Source organism: Pantoea nemavictus (genome assembly GCF_037479095.1).
GTDB lineage: Bacteria > Pseudomonadota > Gammaproteobacteria > Enterobacterales > Enterobacteriaceae > Pantoea > Pantoea nemavictus.
On record NZ_JBBGZW010000001.1, the window covers coordinates 2590825 to 2607837 of the forward strand.

The 17013-nt window shown below is 44.7% G+C and carries 19 protein-coding genes; 4 read left to right on the top strand and 15 right to left on the bottom strand.

Translation table 11 applies throughout. The features are described from left to right. Window positions 1-32: 32 nt before the first annotated feature. Window positions 33-422, bottom strand: coding sequence for a cupin domain-containing protein (locus WH298_RS11790; protein ID WP_180822928.1), 390 nt, complete (start codon window positions 420-422; stop codon window positions 33-35). Window positions 423-1235: 813 nt separating this feature from the next. On the opposite strand from WH298_RS11790, the gene WH298_RS11795 reads away from it, so the two are divergent. Next, window positions 1236-2120, top strand: a complete 885-nt coding sequence (locus WH298_RS11795; RefSeq protein WP_180822929.1) for a ParA family protein — start codon at window positions 1236-1238, stop codon at window positions 2118-2120. A 22-nt stretch (window positions 2121-2142) separates the two neighbouring features. Next, complete coding sequence (locus WH298_RS11800; protein WP_422616040.1) at window positions 2143-2544, top strand: TIGR03747 family integrating conjugative element membrane protein; 402 nt, start codon at window positions 2143-2145, stop codon at window positions 2542-2544. Between the two features lie 97 nt (window positions 2545-2641). Here the strand turns inward: WH298_RS11800 and WH298_RS11805 are convergent, their stop codons facing one another. From WH298_RS11805 to WH298_RS11850, 10 genes are all read right to left on the bottom strand, one after another. After that, window positions 2642-3001 (bottom strand): hypothetical protein, encoded by a 360-nt coding sequence (locus tag WH298_RS11805; protein WP_007886533.1) that lies wholly within the window; start codon window positions 2999-3001, stop codon window positions 2642-2644. 377 nt (window positions 3002-3378) lie between these two features. Continuing rightward, window positions 3379-3705, bottom strand: a complete 327-nt coding sequence (locus WH298_RS11810) for a gamma-glutamylcyclotransferase family protein (RefSeq protein ID WP_180822931.1) — start codon at window positions 3703-3705, stop codon at window positions 3379-3381. A gap of 254 nt (window positions 3706-3959) precedes the next feature. Continuing rightward, window positions 3960-4748 carry an AraC family transcriptional regulator gene (locus WH298_RS11815; RefSeq protein ID WP_180822932.1) on the bottom strand — a complete coding sequence of 263 codons (789 nt, stop codon included), beginning with the start codon at window positions 4746-4748 and terminating at the stop codon, window positions 3960-3962. After that, the gene (locus WH298_RS11820) at window positions 4711-5673 is read right to left on the bottom strand and encodes a DMT family transporter (RefSeq protein WP_180822933.1); all 963 of its coding nucleotides are present in this window, start codon (window positions 5671-5673) and stop codon (window positions 4711-4713) included. The genes WH298_RS11815 and WH298_RS11820 overlap by 38 nt, the downstream gene beginning before the upstream one ends. Window positions 5674-5680: 7 nt before the next feature. Then, entirely contained in the window at window positions 5681-6940 is a 1260-nt protein-coding gene (locus WH298_RS11825) for an ATP-grasp domain-containing protein (protein WP_180822934.1), read from the bottom strand. 2 nt (window positions 6941-6942) lie between these two features. After that, the gene (locus WH298_RS11830) at window positions 6943-7662 is read right to left on the bottom strand and encodes a class I SAM-dependent methyltransferase (RefSeq protein WP_180822935.1); all 720 of its coding nucleotides are present in this window, start codon (window positions 7660-7662) and stop codon (window positions 6943-6945) included. Window positions 7663-7680: 18 nt separating this feature from the next. Beyond that, a complete protein-coding gene (locus WH298_RS11835) occupies window positions 7681-8295 on the bottom strand; it encodes a HalD/BesD family halogenase (RefSeq protein ID WP_238344427.1) in 615 nt (204 codons plus the stop codon). Further along, entirely contained in the window at window positions 8285-8440 is a 156-nt protein-coding gene (locus WH298_RS11840) for a hypothetical protein (RefSeq protein ID WP_238344428.1), read from the bottom strand. The genes WH298_RS11835 and WH298_RS11840 overlap by 11 nt, the downstream gene beginning before the upstream one ends. 953 nt (window positions 8441-9393) lie before the next feature. After that, window positions 9394-10194 carry a 3-methyl-2-oxobutanoate hydroxymethyltransferase gene (gene panB / locus WH298_RS11845; RefSeq protein WP_180822936.1) on the bottom strand — a complete coding sequence of 267 codons (801 nt, stop codon included), beginning with the start codon at window positions 10192-10194 and terminating at the stop codon, window positions 9394-9396. A 9-nt stretch (window positions 10195-10203) separates the two neighbouring features. Then, window positions 10204-10818 carry a LysE family translocator gene (locus tag WH298_RS11850; RefSeq protein WP_180822937.1) on the bottom strand — a complete coding sequence of 205 codons (615 nt, stop codon included), beginning with the start codon at window positions 10816-10818 and terminating at the stop codon, window positions 10204-10206. Window positions 10819-11049: 231 nt separating this feature from the next. On the opposite strand from WH298_RS11850, the gene WH298_RS11855 reads away from it, so the two are divergent. Beyond that, complete coding sequence (locus tag WH298_RS11855) at window positions 11050-11502, top strand: Lrp/AsnC family transcriptional regulator (protein WP_180822938.1); 453 nt, start codon at window positions 11050-11052, stop codon at window positions 11500-11502. A gap of 36 nt (window positions 11503-11538) precedes the next feature. Here the strand turns inward: WH298_RS11855 and WH298_RS11860 are convergent, their stop codons facing one another. The 4 genes from WH298_RS11860 to otnK form a co-directional block, all read right to left on the bottom strand. Continuing rightward, a complete protein-coding gene (locus WH298_RS11860; RefSeq protein WP_180822939.1) occupies window positions 11539-12282 on the bottom strand; it encodes a DeoR/GlpR family DNA-binding transcription regulator in 744 nt (247 codons plus the stop codon). Between the two features lie 11 nt (window positions 12283-12293). Next, window positions 12294-13595: an SLC13 family permease gene (locus tag WH298_RS11865; RefSeq protein WP_180822940.1), complete on the bottom strand. Its 1302-nt coding sequence runs from the start codon at window positions 13593-13595 to the stop codon at window positions 12294-12296. A gap of 82 nt (window positions 13596-13677) precedes the next feature. Beyond that, a complete protein-coding gene (gene otnC, locus WH298_RS11870) occupies window positions 13678-14316 on the bottom strand; it encodes a 3-oxo-tetronate 4-phosphate decarboxylase (protein WP_180822941.1) in 639 nt (212 codons plus the stop codon). Continuing rightward, window positions 14313-15569, bottom strand: a complete 1257-nt coding sequence (gene otnK, locus WH298_RS11875; protein ID WP_091003534.1) for a 3-oxo-tetronate kinase — start codon at window positions 15567-15569, stop codon at window positions 14313-14315. Before otnK ends, otnC begins: the two co-directional genes overlap by 4 nt. A 327-nt stretch (window positions 15570-15896) precedes the next feature. Between otnK and WH298_RS11880 the strand changes: the two genes are divergently transcribed. Continuing rightward, window positions 15897-16967, top strand: coding sequence for an isocitrate/isopropylmalate dehydrogenase family protein (locus WH298_RS11880; protein ID WP_007886555.1), 1071 nt, complete (start codon window positions 15897-15899; stop codon window positions 16965-16967). Window positions 16968-17013 lie beyond the last annotated feature (46 nt).

Consider the following 17013-nt stretch of genomic DNA (forward strand, 5'->3'; position numbering starts at 1 on the left):
TAAAAATCAATCAGTAATAGGCGCTGAATGTCTTAGTACTCAGACTCTTCTCCAGGTAGTGGTACGGAGAGTTCCTCACCCTTAGCGCCTGCGTAGAAAATGATGACGTCAGTGCTTTCCTCTGTAGTGAATCCTCGGTGTGCAATATCGATGGACTCATTGAAAGCTTCACCAGCGTGAAAAGTTTTCGTTTCTCCGCTCTCTTTATCTTCAATGGTCAGAGAACCGGACAGGATGTATGCCGTATTAGGAATGGGATGAGTATGCCATGGGAGTTCTGAATGAGCGGGGATGGTCATTTTCATAACGGTGATCTCGAGTTCACCAGAAGGATTGCTCTCTAAACGTTGTCCATTCCAGGCAAGCCCACTTTTAAGCAAGGTCTCTGATTCATTTTTATGTTCATCGGTATTCTTTTTCATCATTTCCCCTGTGATTATTAAATTCAACATCATGATAAATGAATGATTTGGCAGCTAACGTTGCTCCTCTCTTTACTACTAAGCTTGAGCAGACCCTATTAATTAATCGTATCTACAGGAAAAGCTGTCAAGAAATGCAGTAAAAATTTAAAGCTATAAAGCATGTATTGATAAAATGATCACCAAATCATGGGGCAAAAATATCGGCAGATATATATCACAGCATAGAATAATAAAAATATGAAGCTAATGACGATTACAATTCATTCAACCCTGGTGTGAAAGGGAAGAATGAAAATATTTACTCCACATTTTCGAGCCCAAATGATTTGGGCTTTTTTTTATTTAAAATAAAGTATTAATTAATGCCATTTTTAGCTGGATAGCCATGAGTGTGCTTTGAACAAATCGACAGGAATGGAGAGATTCTGAGTGTACTTCATTGCGAAGCATCAAGCTCAGGCAGTGACGGGCTGAAGGGTGTTGTCATCATTTGAGGTAACGAAAAAAGGGTACTAGCGCTAACTAGTACCCTTTCTTGAAGATTTCTATGTTCAATCTTAGATGATGCACTTGCAAATGCAGTCACCGTTGCTGTGAACACCATCTTCATTTAGACACCCGTTAGACCTCTAAGATCTAACCAGTGTGCTTCGATGTATGGTGCCCGGACGCGGAATCGAACCACGGACACGGGGATTTTCAATCCCCTTGCACAAATTTAAGGTTTGATTTTTCTATGGGGAATTGAGCAAAAACGGCGTAGTGCAATGAGGTGTAGGTGTACCTCCGAATAACTTTCGGATGTGCATGATGAAAATACTTCCCGTGATTTCCACCAAAGGTGGAGCAGGCAAATCTACGCAAGCCGCAAACCTCTGTGGCTTCCTCGCTGACGCAGGATTGAAGACGCTTTTGATTGATGGCGACTTCGGCCAACCTACCGCCAGCAGCATCTATCAACTCACCTATCAAGCGCCGAGCGGCATATACGAACTGCTGATGCAGTCGGTAGATCTCGGCGATGCCAGCAACATAATCTCCAACAGCTTTATCCCTAATCTCGACGTAATCATCTCCAACGACCCGCAAGCCCACTTGCTGACTGCCATGCTGCACGCGCCGGATGGTCGGTTGCGTATGCACAACGTGCTGCAGCACCCGCTGTTCAACGAGTACAATGTCATCATCATTGATTCCCAGGGCGCGCGTTCGGTGATGTTGGAGCTCATTGCACTCGCCGCCACTGACACCACTATCGGCATAGTGAAGCCGGTACTGCCAGACATCCGCGAGTTTCTGCGAGGTGCTATCGCTATGTTCGCACAGCTGCGCTCACTCTCCTCCTACGGCATCGCGCTTCCGGCGATTCGTATTCTGGTGAATTGCATGGATTACACCTCACTGGCCAAAACTACGCTGGCTCAACTGGAGACTATTGTCAGCGAAGGGAAATATAGTCCCCACGCCGACGAGATCCTCGTGTCATTATTGAACACTCAAATCTACGATCTCGACATCTTTAAGGCAGGCCACTTCGCTGGCGAACCTGTGCACCGGCTTGAAACGCATACGCGCCGCAAAAGCGATTCGGCACTGCAAACCATGCACAACCTGGCGTGTGAATTGTTCCCGGAATGGCGCGATCAGTTTGAAGCGCTTCTTTCACGTTCGGTGAAGGAGGTAAATCATGTCTAAGTCCAGTAACTACCCAATCGAAATGCCGCATTCCATTGATGCTGAACAGGCAGTGCTGGGCGCACTGATGCTGGATAACGATCGCTGGGATGATGTGGTGACGCTGATTCGTGTGACTTTTCTGGTGCTATCAATACCGCTGTTCCTAATGGCGGTGCTGGTCGCGGTGGTTGATGGTCTGGGACGGCGAGATCTACGGCGTTATGGCGCGGCATGTGAATCCAGCTTTGTTTATCACCATGCTAAACGCTTCGTTAGACCCGCGTTCTATGTGCCCTACATGGTTTATCTGTCATGGCCATCTGCTGTGTACCCAAATCTGTTGATGCTGCCTGCGGCGCTGATGTTAGGAATAGCGCTGGCGGTGCTGACGGCTTCATTCATTCTGATAGAACAATCTCAACATGGCGATAGAAGCATCTAAGTTAATGCAGCCGACTTGAATGACTGCTATGAGCGAGGAGCGGACGTCAAAAACATGGCGACTGAGTAGCTCTACCACATCAAACATAACAACCCTGCTAAAAATCAGCAAAAGCCAGCTCCGCCAGCCTCTTGAGCGCAGAACGGGGATCTGACGAGCAATATTCCATGACGCCTAACCAGACAATTTTTTGTTTGTCGAAACCCTGATGGTAAAACTGATAACGAAGTCCCGGGGCGCAGACGAGAAGTACAGGGTAGCGCGTTATCAAAACCTCAATATCGGACTCTGTATCGTCAGCAATAACCCTGCAGTTTATGTCGAGCCTATCCAGCTCTTGTTGAAGCGACTCGATATACTTTTTTGTAAGCGCGTAAGGAAAATATCCCTTTTGCAGCGGTGATCGTCCCAACGTGGGGCTGGGACTGTGCACGACGTAGATAATTTTTCCTGTCATAACTCTCCCTGTTTTTGTCAGTTAACCAGACTACAGGCCTCAGTTGTACGGCTCCGCTTTCCAGCAAGGATACATGTCATATAAGCTTTCTACTGCTACTACACACTACGCCTTAGCACCATTTTAAGGTGGGATAGCCTTTTCTGGCATCTTTAATGCCCATCATGTTTAAAAACATACCCGATTATTTTTGTGCACATGCATGAATATGCAAATAGCTCTGCTCTCCTTAGATTAGTACATGCAGATATTAGAAACGTCCGTTGATGGCACGAAGCGGGCATGCACGCGTAGCAAGGTCTGCTATGAGCGAAAAGCGGACCTTAATAATGTTTATTTTGGAGTAGTGAGCCCGCTAATTAGCGGGCTTAAGGCCATTATTTTTTTAACATGTATATGCAGGAATTGACGGTATCCCCATCATCCGTAGTAACTGCGACGGGCACTCGCTCGTATTGACTACCTTCAAATTCGTCAAGTACATCCCAGTGACGCTGCAAATTCTCTGACGTAAAAAGAAATCCTTGCACGCGATTGCCTGAGTTATCCAAAATAATACCGGGATAGCCCATTTCGGCTCCCCATCCCTCATTGATAAGAGAGCCTGCGACATGCCCTTCGCGCCATGCACCACCTATCTTTTCGAGAATATGATCGTTAGGACGGCCTGGTCCCAACGTTCCGTAAACAAACAGACTTTCCATGCATCCTCCTTTTAAAAGTAATAATCAGAATATCTTACTATCAACTTTTTCTTCCAGAGTAGATGCGTGGCAAATCCATCAACGTCCGCTTCTGGCATGGAGCGGACTTGCTCGCTGCATGGTCCGTAAAGAGCGAGCTGCGGACATTGCTAATATAGCGGTATGTTAATCATCGGGGAGCAGGTAAATTTTAATATTTAAGGTGTATAAAAAAACAAATAGTTAATTTACTAAATTAATAGTTTTAGGTGCAGCTATAGCGATAGCTTATATAATAGTCCGGGAGTAACTCCAAACATACTTTTAAAATTGCGCGTGAAATGAGCTTGATCGGTAAAACCTAATTGGGCAGAAATCTCTGATATAGGTTTACCTTGTATAATCATGTTTTTACCTTGACGTAGTCGCTCTCCTTTTATCCATGCAAAAGGAGGAAGCCCCTTAATACTAGTAAACATTCTTACAAGTTTAACGGGAGATAGTCCTGTTTCATGGGCAAGTGTCTGCAAAGAAGGAGGAAAATGAAAATCATCCATAAGTCTCGTGACCACATAGTCAACTATAGCTTTGTCTGTAGTTCTAATATCGATTAGTGGATGTATGCCTGAGCGGGAAAGGACTGATTGCAAAACACCAGCGACTCGTTCGTTGATTTCGGCATCTAAACTGTGACGTTCGAGTGCGAATGCAGCAACCTGACGAATCTCCTTTGCCACGTCAGGAGCTGCAAAAATGTTCTTTTTAAAATGGTCCTCTGCGTCTAATCCAGTGAACTCAATCATAGACTCTGGTGAGACATAAAAGCTGTAATAGCACCAATCATAGGGCGTGGGTTCGGCAGCTTGAATCTGTCCTGGATTATAAATGGTTATCTCGTCAACACTTGCCTCAGAATTTTTACCATCTAGCCAGATTTTCTCCCTTCCTGAGACATTGGCCCCTATATAGAACTCATCGTGAGAGTGCTTTGGGAAAATATGATTAGTACTATCTGATAATGTGATCTCAATTCCGGCGATCTTCCGGTATGCCGTGATACCCATCTGCTTCACCCCGTCCTTTCGGTTTTATGCCCCATAGCTCTGATGCAAGGGAAAAAAAACAGATTAACAGAATTGCAACAAGTGATGAAAGTGTGGGCGATAATCTCGGGTCAAAAAACTGAAAAACGAAAGTAAAAATCGGATTTACTGAAATGAAAACCATTACTCTGGCTGGAGACAAAGATTTTATGCCATGTTGTAGGCACCATAACGGAATAACCACGCCGAATATTGCGAGAATAGCTATTCCTGGAGATAGGATCTCAATGACACCTTTATACCCAGATGAGTCTAAACTATAACTCATAGTTATAAGAACTATTATGTAAAAACGATGCGCCATAATTGAAGAAGGCAGGCAGCCTCTATCACTCAATCTTCTACTGAAAATATTGGAGAAGATACTAAAGACAGAGCAAATAACTGCCATCAAAACCCCAATTAAAATTTCTGAAGAAGAGTAGTTATAAGTTAGGCTACCTTCACGCAAGCTAATTGCGGCTAACCATAACGAACAGAATGTGATACAAAAAATAAATATAGTTTTATATTGATGAGACTCATTTTTAAAAAAAACGGGTGCGATATAAATAATGAGCAATGGAGCCACGCCAGTTATAATCGCAGACGCTACTGCAGGCTCCAGATATTGCATGCAATAGAAAAAACTTATCCATGATCCTGCAGTAGTTATATTTAAAATCAAGACCTGAGTGAAGGACCTCATGGTCGAGAGGTAATTTTGACGCGAAAAAGACACTCCGTACAATTGGAAGAAAACCATCGCAATAGAAAAAACAATAAATGTAATACTCAATGGATGATTTTCCTGAACAAGAAAGCCGGAATAAACCTCCTTTCCGGCATCAAGAAAATTATAAAGAAGGACCATTAACAGCCCAAATAAATAACTTTTATTATTCATATTTTTCTCAAGCTAACTCAAAAAGTTTGCCTTGCTTTTCATAACGCCTAATTGTTGTGTGATCAACATCAATTTGTTTTTGATCTTGATGACACAAATAAATAATTCCTGGATTAGTAAACAGATCCGTTGTTCTGTAGATATTGTCTCCCGCTTTAGGCGTGTGCATCATACCGAAGTATGATGGGAGTGACTTTAAAAGTTCATCACAATTATTTACTTTAACAACACCTTCAAATTCTGATGCTAATGTAATGCACTGCAGTTGAGTTTTAAGCATGTACTTCTTGCCAAGTCTTGAAACAAACTGTTCTGGTTTCGTATAGCGTTCAGCCGTAAGCGTAACATGACTATATCCTAATGCAGATACAACGGCGTGGTGCATAATAGTCCCTTGCATTCTGGCGGCTGTTTCAATAAGTACAGGCCCAGAATCAGTCATCATTAATTCACTATGGGATGGACCATTTTCAATACCGAGAATAGTAAGAGATTTTTCCATATACTCAACAAGCTGGTCTTGAACATCCCCCAAGTAAGGTAAAAGAATTTCTCTTTCACAGATTAGCGATGCATTCTCAACTTCTTTTTTGTCGTCCGACCATATTTCTGTAATTAGATGTTGCCCATTGATACTAACTGCATTGACAATATATTGCTGCCCATTAAGACGTTCTTGCAAAAGAACATTCTTATTTGTTAAACCCAACTTGTTTTTTTTGCCATATATTTTATTAAAAGCATCTTCGACTTCATCAATAGTATTGCAAAAACGAACGCTATCAGCTCCAGCACTGTCTACAGGCTTAACTACTACAGGCCACTTTCCTAACTCACTAGCCCATTTTTTTGCTTGCTCTACAGATTCGGCCAAAAACTGAGGGATAGAATTTATCCCAGCTTTTTTTAGAGCCTCTTGCATTGAATATTTGTTACGGCGAAGAGCACTAGTATTTATTGAGTTTCCTGTTGTGCCTACTAATGAAGAGAGAAGGTCCGCAACATAAATACCCGTTTCAGTGCCCGGAATAATATATTCTGGAAATAGTGCTTTCAACTCTTCAGCTATTTTTAAAAACTCATCCTTAGATTCATTTTTTGGAGAGATTAAAAAATCAAATGTTTCATGCTTAAACGTTGACTGGTATTCCTGCGGAATTTCTGAAGATGACTGTATGTGAATACAAGACCAACCATTTTTTTTAAAAATAGGTGCTAATTCTGCTCCAGTTGAATACGCATCAACAATACATATGAATTTTTTCATTTTTATCCTTTCCGAGCAATAATGACTAGGTTGTCGTCTTTCTCTTTCTTCTTTAGAGAGAAATCGCCATAAAGTGAAACAGTTGAGAATCCTGCCTTTAATAACTCATCTTTGAGCGTCTCTTTTTCATAAAGCCTTGTAAGACAACTCCAGTGTTGCGATTCTCGATGATAATCGACTTTTAACAGCCTCTTATCCCAGTCCATATAAAGATATTCTGTGATGCCATTCTCTTCTCGTATCAGAGAACCTTGTTCATTAATTCTATTTCTTGCTCTTTCCATATCAGCGAGCTCCATGAGTAGAACTCCCCCCGGACGTAACAAGCCATACCAATAATTAAAAAGTGCTAGATCCTCTTCCTCGGTAGAGTAATATCCGAAGCTAGTATATACATTAATTAACAAATCAAAATTATCTCCGGGAATTTTTTTCATATCAGCTTGATGATAAATTGGACCAGGAGCATTCTTTCTTGCTATTTCTAGCTGTTCAGAAGATAAATCTACAGCTGTAACCTTATATCCCTGATAAAACAAAGCCAGACTCATTTTCCCTATACCACAGCATATATCTAATACTGATGGGTATTCAGATGGAGGGAACAAATCAACAAATTTTTCTGATGCGAGATTATAGTCTTCATAGCGACCAAGATTATTTGAAACTTCTGTAAAAAACACAGGAAATCCCGTCTTATCATTCATACCACCTGCTGACATTGTACCCTCCAATTTTTTTTATTGCGCTGTATCTTGTGGATAAATATCTTCCATCGAATCATGCGTCAACGATGTGTCCTTGAAATCCAAGTCATTTGCATAGGTGAAAACGATCACTGTGCGACGGGATTCCTGAGTTAACGGCGCTATACGATGAAGAGCATCCCTTGCCCGAAGCAAGTAACATTGGCCACGAGCAACATGGCGGCTAATTACCGGATATTCAGCCAAGGTCTTCTTAATCCATTCTCGAGTATTCTCTTTCTTCCAGGGAACGTGTGGAATAAATTCGACTCGAGCACCAGAAAGCACATCAGGTTCATCAATTACCCATACCAATGCGTAAGAATAGTCGTCCCAATGCCAACCATGAGTGTCGCCGCTTTTATTTTGGGAATTGATAATAAATTCTTCAGGTTCATAAGGTACGCGATAAAGCGTTTCACCTGTAATGCGTGAAAGAAACTTCAGGACACTTTGACTATCGAAAAAAGCAGGGATATATTTGCCTTCTTCACGAATAGCATTGCGGCCAACGCTATCGTATGCTCTTGGTGTGCTACCACTCTGCTTTATAATTACTTCGCGCCTAAGAGCATTTTTCTCAAGTAACGCGCGCGCTTCATCTTCCATCTTCCATTTTCTGTTGTAAATCTAAGGGAAGAAGATCCTCAATAACCACCATTAAATCGTCTTCATAGTCATTTCTGAGATAATTGACCAGCGACTCTGGAAACCCACTAATGTGCTGAGAAATTTGTGTTTCAACGTTTTCCACAATTAACTCCCTTATATTTAAATACCCTGTCATACCTTGTCTCAGGCGTTTTAATAATGCCTTAGCATCATGCCGAGATCTTGTATCTGATTTCACAAATCGAACAAAAAACACGCAGTAAAACATATGCCTGGCACCTATGTATTTAAGCCTCTATAGTTGTCTACTGCATTGGTGCCTGGATTAGCACTGCCTATTCTGACTGTTTTAATCAATGGGTAATTTTAAGTTGGACGGTAGCGTGCAAAACTCATCTTTGTGCGCTGTCATAAGCAGCCAGCCGCCTAGCGGTGGTAAGCGCGTCAGACTTTATGTGCACTATAATTATTTGTTGTCTTTCTTAGAATTAGCAATACTACTTTTTTAAAGCGTTATCACATAGTATTGATTGATACCATTAGCCGAATTTCATTCGACTAATTTTTCATATCAAAATTTTTGATGAATGTTTCCAGCCCAATCCAATATGCGCTGAGATTAATCATCAATTATTCTTTTTCCTGATGAGACCTATGAACAAACTCATCGTTTCATTTGCTCCTTTAAGTTTAAAAAATTGAAATTGCATTTGTCGCCCGCGGGTAAATTCAAACAGCATGTATATTCACAGGCTAAAACTATTTTTCAAAGCAGGCACTTTCCCATTTTATTAAACTGCAAGGAAAGTTATTAATTTCGAGTGATTATTCGGGTGGTAGTTCCAAACCATAAGATTGAAATAATAATAAGATGATATTGCAGTTGCGAAGTGGCTGGTAGGATTACGAATCGAAGAGGTCAATTATCTAAACAATTTCCTGGTCATGATGTGTCGAGAAAATTTAGACCTCGAACTAAATAACTTCACCCGCCTGATAGGATGGTGAAGTTAGAAAATTTTAAGTCTAAGCAATTTTCAAAATTGATTTATAACTCTGGCACTCATCGGTTATTTTTATTCAGCACCATCGTGTTCATTCAGCGTAACAATGTTCAGCAGCAGGAAACGTTTTGGTTTTAACCGCAGCAACATAGCTCTGAATAGCATGCTGAATGCTGTCATGGCCCGTCATAAAGTTGCGGACAAACTTAGGCGCGCGCCCTGTGATACTCAATCCCAGCATGTCGTGTAAAACCAGCACCTGACCATCAGTATCTACCCCGGCTCCAATACCGATTACCGGGACGGTAACCGCTTCACTGAGTGCTTTGCCTACGGAAGAAGGAACCGCTTCAACCAAAATCATTGCTGCACCGGCGGCTTCAAGCTTAATGGCTGCATCGATAAGTCCTTTGGCCTGTTCTGGTCCACGACCCTGAACTTTAAACCCGCCAAACACATTGACCGATTGCGGCGTTAAACCAATATGTGCGCAGACAGGAATGCCATTGCGGGTTAACTGACGCACCGATTCACACAACCATTCGCCACCTTCCAGTTTCACCATTTGCGCCCCCGCCTGCATCAGACGGCCTGAACTTTGCAAAGCCTGATCTGGGGTGGCGTAGGTCATAAAGGAGAGGTCGGCGATGATAAAGCTGTCGGTGTTACCGCGTTTTACGCTGGCAGTGTGATAAACCATGTCTTCAAGGGTGACAGGAAGAGTACTGTCGTGGCCCTGCAGAATCATTCCGAGCGTATCGCCGATAAGCAGCATATCGACGCCAGCCTGGCTGGACTCATGGGCAAAAGTCGCATCGTAGCAGGTCAACATGGCAATTTTTTCGCCGTTTTTCTTCATCTTCTGCAGATGGGTCAGGGTGATCTCGGGCATCTCAATGTCTCATCTAAATGATTCTGTCAGTAATAGCGCTGCGATGATGATCATCAGAGCGCCGGAAATTTGGCTAACCAGGCGTGCAGCCCTTGGCCGGGTTTGTAACACGGCTTTCGATCCGAAGCCGACTATCAGGTAAACCACAGCACAGCTTACGACATGCACCATACCCAATGCGGCCATTTGTAAGGAGAGCGGCCATGTGCCATGCGGATCGGTGAATTGTGGCAACAACGCCAAAAACAGCAGAAATACCTTCGGATTTAGCCCACTTATGCAAAGCCCTTTTACAGCCCAACGCAGCGCATTACCTTCGAGCTGTCTTTCATCTGCAGTGGGAACGGCAGGATGACGCAACATGCCTATTCCCAGCCAGATCAAATAGCAGGCGCCAGCTACGGTTAATCCTTTCATGAGCGTGGGCAGGTCCGCGACCACGGCTCCTACACCTGCGGCAACAATTAACGTTGCAATCAAGTGACCAGAGAGCAATCCGCAGACTGCAGGAATAACCCGGCCTCCGCGAATGCCTGCGGAGATGGCATAGGCCCAGTCTGCTCCAGGAGTAATGACAAATAGCACTGAAACGGCCCAAAACGCAGCAAAAAAACTCAGCGCCATCGTTATCCCCCACTCAATGTATTAGACATGCTGAGCACAGCATCTTCGGGATGACTTAAAAAAATGATATTGCACACGATCTTCTACCTGATTAACGAAATAAACAGAATCTATTGCCAGATGCTGGGCGGCGTCGCACAGCATTAGCAGGTAGAAAGAATATCCTCAGCTGGTTAAAATGTGCTTTCAATATTAATGCGTAATAACGCTGATACGGGAATAATCTTGCCAATGGACCGAATCGACCGCAATATTCTTGCTGAGCTACAAGCTGATGGCCGTTTATCCGTAACTGAGCTTGCGGAGCGAGTAGGATTAAGCCTGTCACCTTGCCATCGCAGGGTAAAAGCGCTGGAGCAGAGTGGCGTCATTCAGGGGTATCGTGCTCAGCTTGATCCAGCCTTCCTGGGATATAACTTCTCGGCGATTGTATTCGTGACGTTGCGTGATGGCGACCGTAAGGCCGTCAATGCGTTTGAAGAGGCGGTGAAAGAACTTTCGCAAATTACGCTGGCACAACGCTTATTTGGCGATCCAGATTATCTTCTGCATATCACAACGCGTGATCTGCCCGCTTTTCAGCTGTTATATGATGAGAAACTTTCCGCTATGCCCGGCGTACAAAGGCTAACGTCGACCCTGGTGATGAAAACCGTCATTCAGGATCGGCCGTTGCCGCTGTAGGTCGGCTGCTAACTCGTTGTTTTGAGCATGACAATGCTATTTATGTGTAACCGGATGCAGCTTTAGCGGATCCATTCGTCTGCTCAAAATCACCTCCGACGAAGGCAGGTCAGTAATGACCATGTCCATGTCGGTCAGTGAGAACATCTTGTACAGCGCGTTGCTGCCGTAAGTGTTGTTATCTGCCAGCATGATACATTTTCGCGCTGCGTTGATGATTGCATCATAGTAAGCCGCTCTGTACTCATCATGATGAAAAATGCCTTTATCACTCCATGATTCCGGTGCGATAAACGCCTTTTCAAAATTGAGACTCTTTAAGGTTTCAAGCGCAACGCGTTGATGAAAAGTATTGTCATGACGGCTGAGTTTGCCACCAATAAAAAACAGGGCGGCACTAGAGTGAGTCATAACATGCTGCGCAATGGCAAAGTCATTAGTGACAATGGTCATCTCATCGCTGTAAGGAAAAAACGTGGCCAACTCAAACGTCAATTTTCCGCCATCAAGATAAACCACTTTGCTATCACCTAAATAACGTAGCGCAGCACGGACCAGAGAATGAGCCCCGGGGCGCTCAACGGGCATACGTAGCGGGGTTTCACGTGATTTCACACCACCGCGCGTAGACATGATGACGCCACGCGCGCTGAGCTGTTCAATATCCCGCCGTATAGTCATCACCGTGACATCCAGCATATCTGCCAGCTCCCGCAGGCTGACAAAATGTTTGATGGATACCACCTCGAGTATCCGTTGATGACGCTCAGCGGGGATCATATCGCTCCTCATCAGACAGGAATAATGCCAAGAACGACAGCGGCCAACAGAGCACAGACACTCATGATCCAGATTTTCACCATGGAGTGACGGATATGCTCACCGACCTGAAGATTAAGCAGTCCTAACCCCAGATGCGTTGCAGGAATAACCGGACTAAGCAGCAAACCTATTTGTTCGGTAATGAGCATGGCGATGGTGACGTGCAGCGGGGAAACGTCAAAACTTTGCCCAAGGCCTACCGCGAGAGGAAGGAGTGCAAAATAGAACGCATCGGATCCAATCAAAATAACGATCGGTACGCTGAAAGCAGCCAGAATTATATAAAGATAAGGTCCTAAACTGGAAGGAAGTACCGCAGCGAGTTCATTTACTAATACTTTAATAATGCCAGTATTTTGCAATATGCCCACAAATACGCCAATCGTTAAGAAGATCACGATTACCGGGAAGATGGTTAACGCGTAATCTTTAATTTTCTGTTGTGCTTTTTTGGCATCCGGATAATTGATCATGACTGCCAGCGAGAATGCGATCATAAACAGGAAGTTACCCGCGACTAATCCAGAAACCAGAATCACAATGGTTGCAATCACCAACACAAAGTTAGCGCGCAGCAGCCATGGATTATGGTCACCTTTGCTGGTTAGCATCTCCTCACGCATCACCAGGAAGGCCTCTTTGCTAATGCCAGAACCACTTTTATTTTCTACTCTGGCCATGTACCAACAGAGAATAACGCCGAGAACAAACAGCACGACCTGCAGAGGAATGAGTTTGTAGTAGACGTCAAGAATATCAAGATGGGTCACCGCAATGGCTCGGTTCAGTGAGCCTCCCCATGGGGTAATACCCGTTACGCCGACTCCAACGGTAACCAGCATCAGCAACGTTTTACGGCTGATGTTCATCTTTTCATACAGCGGTAACAATGCCGGAACGGTTACCAGCAGGGTTGCGTACGCATTACCATCGAGGCTACAGACTGAGGCTATAACCAATGTCGCAAGTAGAACAGAAAAGGTCGATTGTGTGACGAAACGCAGGATGAAACGCACAATCACGTCAAACACACCGGCTTCTTTCATCAGGGTAAAAAACATGGCGCTAAATGCGACTAGCGTAGCGGTGCCAACTACCGATTTCAGTCCTGAAGCGACATATTCGCCCAGTTCTTTAAAGCCAAATCCACAGACTAAAGCAGCTACCGTAGGTAAGATAATAAACAGCACACTGGGAGGGAACTTATTTTTCAATAAGCACCATGTCAGAATAACAAACATGACAATCCCGGTGATAAGCATCAAAGGCATGACTTATCCTTTTAATTTTCAGAGTAGAAGATGTAAAAAAACGCTGCGCAGATAAATCTGCACAGCTTTACCATGGCAATATTTATTTCATATTGAAAAGCGTATTGAGCTCATCAATATTTTCATTAGTTAATGTTTTCATGCCATAGGGTTTGAGTACGAAATAGAGTTTTGCCGTTTCCTCTAACTCTTCTGCATTAAAAACCGCTTCACGGATATTTTTACCCGAAATAATGGGGCCATGGTTGGCGAGAAGAATTGAATTATGATCCTTAGCCAGTTTTTCAACATGCACAGCAATTTCTGGCGAGCCCGGCCGAATATAAGGCACCACCGGCAGTTTACCCACACGCATCACGTAGTAAGGAGTTATCGCCGGCAGTGCATTTTCATAGTCGAGATCGGGTAAGCAAGATAATGCGGTCAGCCAGGGGGAGTGCAAATGTACGATGCCGCCACAAGCAGGACGCTGACGGTACATTGCCAGGTGCATCAGCACTTCTTTAGACGCCTTATGACCCGAAACCAGCTCACCGGTCATCGTGACTTTACTCAATTCATCAGCATCCAGGTCGCCAAAACTGGAGTTCGTCGGTGTGGCGAGGATATGGCCATCAGGCAGTTTCAGGCTGATATTTCCAGCGCCACCACTGCTGTAACCACGTTCAAACAGGGAGCGTGCGTAGCGCACTAAATCCTGACGATATTGGACTTCGCTCATTTCACACTCTCCTGCGCTTTTAAGAAGAAATCACTGTTACCAAAGTTGCCTGACTTGAGGATTACCCACTTTTCTTCATCTAATACCTGTGTCCAGGGTACACCAGGCGCGACAGCATCGCCGATCACCATGCCTTTGATATTGAGGCCCTGTGATACCGCACCCGACGTTTCACCGCCAGCGACGATAAATTTGTTGAAACCTTCCTTGCTTAAATTGTGGGCAAGTGTGGCGAAGAAGCTTTCAATCTTCTCACTGACAAATTCTGCACCGTAGTTCTTCTGAATAATCTCGATAATCTGAGGCGGTTGCGTGGCATAGACCATCGGAGCCAACGCATCATTCTTTTGGGTCACCACCCAGCCCGTCACCGTCTGCAGGTACGTTGGTTCGTGAAGGATTTTTTCCACATCCAGTGCCAGTGAGGAGGCGCGCTGCTGATAAAAGTTCACCTGCTGGTTGGTCATGGAAGAGCAGCTGCCTGACAGGACAATGCTTGCCCCCTCTTTGCTGATAGCAAACGCAGGCTTATCAGCAGATTTATGCATCGTATCCAGTGCCGCAATGGCATAACCAATACCTGCTGCACCGGTGATAAGGACATAATCTGCGGTTTCACGCGCGACGGTTAACAGATCGTTGTTATCCAGTACGTCACAGATAACATATTTGATCTTTTCCTCTGCCAGTTTGGCTAGGGCATCAGGAATGTCTTCTACATGATTTTTGATGGTGTCGAGATCGATGACTTCACAGCGGCCGGTGGATTGCGCCTCCATCAATTTTTTTAGTGAAGACTCTCTCATCGGTGTGACTGGATGATGTTCCATCCCGCTTTGATTCAATAACTGCCCTTTCACAAACAGATGGCCTTGCAAAATGGTCCGTCCATTATCAGGTACTGCCGGGCAAATCAACGTGATTGGCGCATCCAGATTCTTCATCAGGGCATCGGTAACCGGACCAATATTCCCCTCTTTTGTCGAGTCAAAGGTTGAGCAATATTTGAATAGCTGACGCTTACAGCCCTGTGACTTAAGCCAGTTTGATGCAGACAATGATTGTTCCACCGCCGTCTTGGTCAGAATCGAACGGCTTTTAAGGGCGATAACCACCGCATCGATGCCTTCCTGATCAAATGCCTCAGCAGGAACGCCATTGAACAGCACCACTTTCCAGCCCGCATTCACCATGAAACTTGCAATGTCGGTGGCACCCGTAAAGTCATCCGCGATGACGCCCAACTTAATCATATGTGTTCCTCTAAAGCGGTAACAAATTGAGCTCATATTGCTTTTATGTAAATACAAGTGCAATCGGGCTTGATGTTAATTTGTGCTTTAGATCACAAAATAAGGGATTATGGTTAACAAATGGGTGTGAGTGGAATCTTTGAAGCGGCTGTTACAACGGGTAATAATCCTAAAGCTCGCAGGGCTTAGCCATAACTTACTGAAAAGACGGAGGAATGTTGTAATGTGTTTTTTTTGTATCAGAAATGTGATCTCAATCACCTTGCCTTCAGTGCATTTATTGGTATAAAAATGCAATCGAAAACTGACCAACCATCTGGAGTATTTATGCGTATTTTGGTTCTGCCTTGTGACGGTATCGGCCCTGAGATCACTTCTGCTGCGGTAACTGTGCTGGAGTCACTGGATAAAGCGTATGGCCTGAACTTTGAGTTCGACTACGAAGACGTAGGTTTTAAAAGCCTGGAGTTACACGGCACTACGCTGCGCCAGGAATCACTCGACCGTGCCAAAACGTATGACGGCATTATTCTGGGTACCCAGTCCCACGCGGATTATCCAGCACCGGAAAAAGGCGGCCGTAACGTTTCTGCTGGCTTCCGCATTGGTCTGGATCTCTATGCTAACGTCCGTCCTGCGCGCACTCGTCCTTTCCTGACGTCTAATATGAAGGAAGGCAAATCCATGGATTTGGTGATCATGCGTGAAGCGACGGAAGGGTTCTATCCAGACCGCAACATGACTCGCGGCTGGGGTGAAGTGATGCCAAGCCCGGATATGGCGCTGTCTACCCGTAAAATTACCCGTCATTGCTCTGAGCGTATTGCTCGCAAAGCCTTCGAGCTGGCGATGCAGCGTCGTAAAAAAGTGACCGCAATTCATAAAGCTAACAGCTTCCATATGACGGATGGCCTGTTCCTTGAAGCCGTGCGTCACGTGGCAAAAGAGTTCCCTGAAGTTGAGCTGGACGATCTGTTAGTTGATGCGTCAACCGCTCACCTGGTGCGTAACCCAGAGCGTTTCGACGTACTGGTTGCCACTAACTTCTATGGTGACATCATCAGCGACCTGGCGAGTGAATTGTCAGGCAGCCTTGGCCTGGCCGGTTCAATTATGGCCAGTGATACTCATTGCTGCGCGCAGGCTCAGCATGGATCAGCTCCGGATATTCAGAATCAGGACAAGGCGAACCCGGTGTCGATGATTCTGTCGGTTGCCATGATGCTGCAATGGTACGCAGAGAAGCACAACCAGCCAAAATTCCTGAAAGCGGCGGAAGAGATCAGCCGTGCCGTTGATGAAGTGCTGGAAAATCCAGAAACCCGTACGCCGGACCTGGGTGGCAAATGTGGTACTAAAGCCTTTGCTGACAAAGTGGCTGCTTCTATTCGCGCCTGATTAAACGTCATGAGGTTGCCGCACTTCAGCGGCAGCCTGCTTTCAT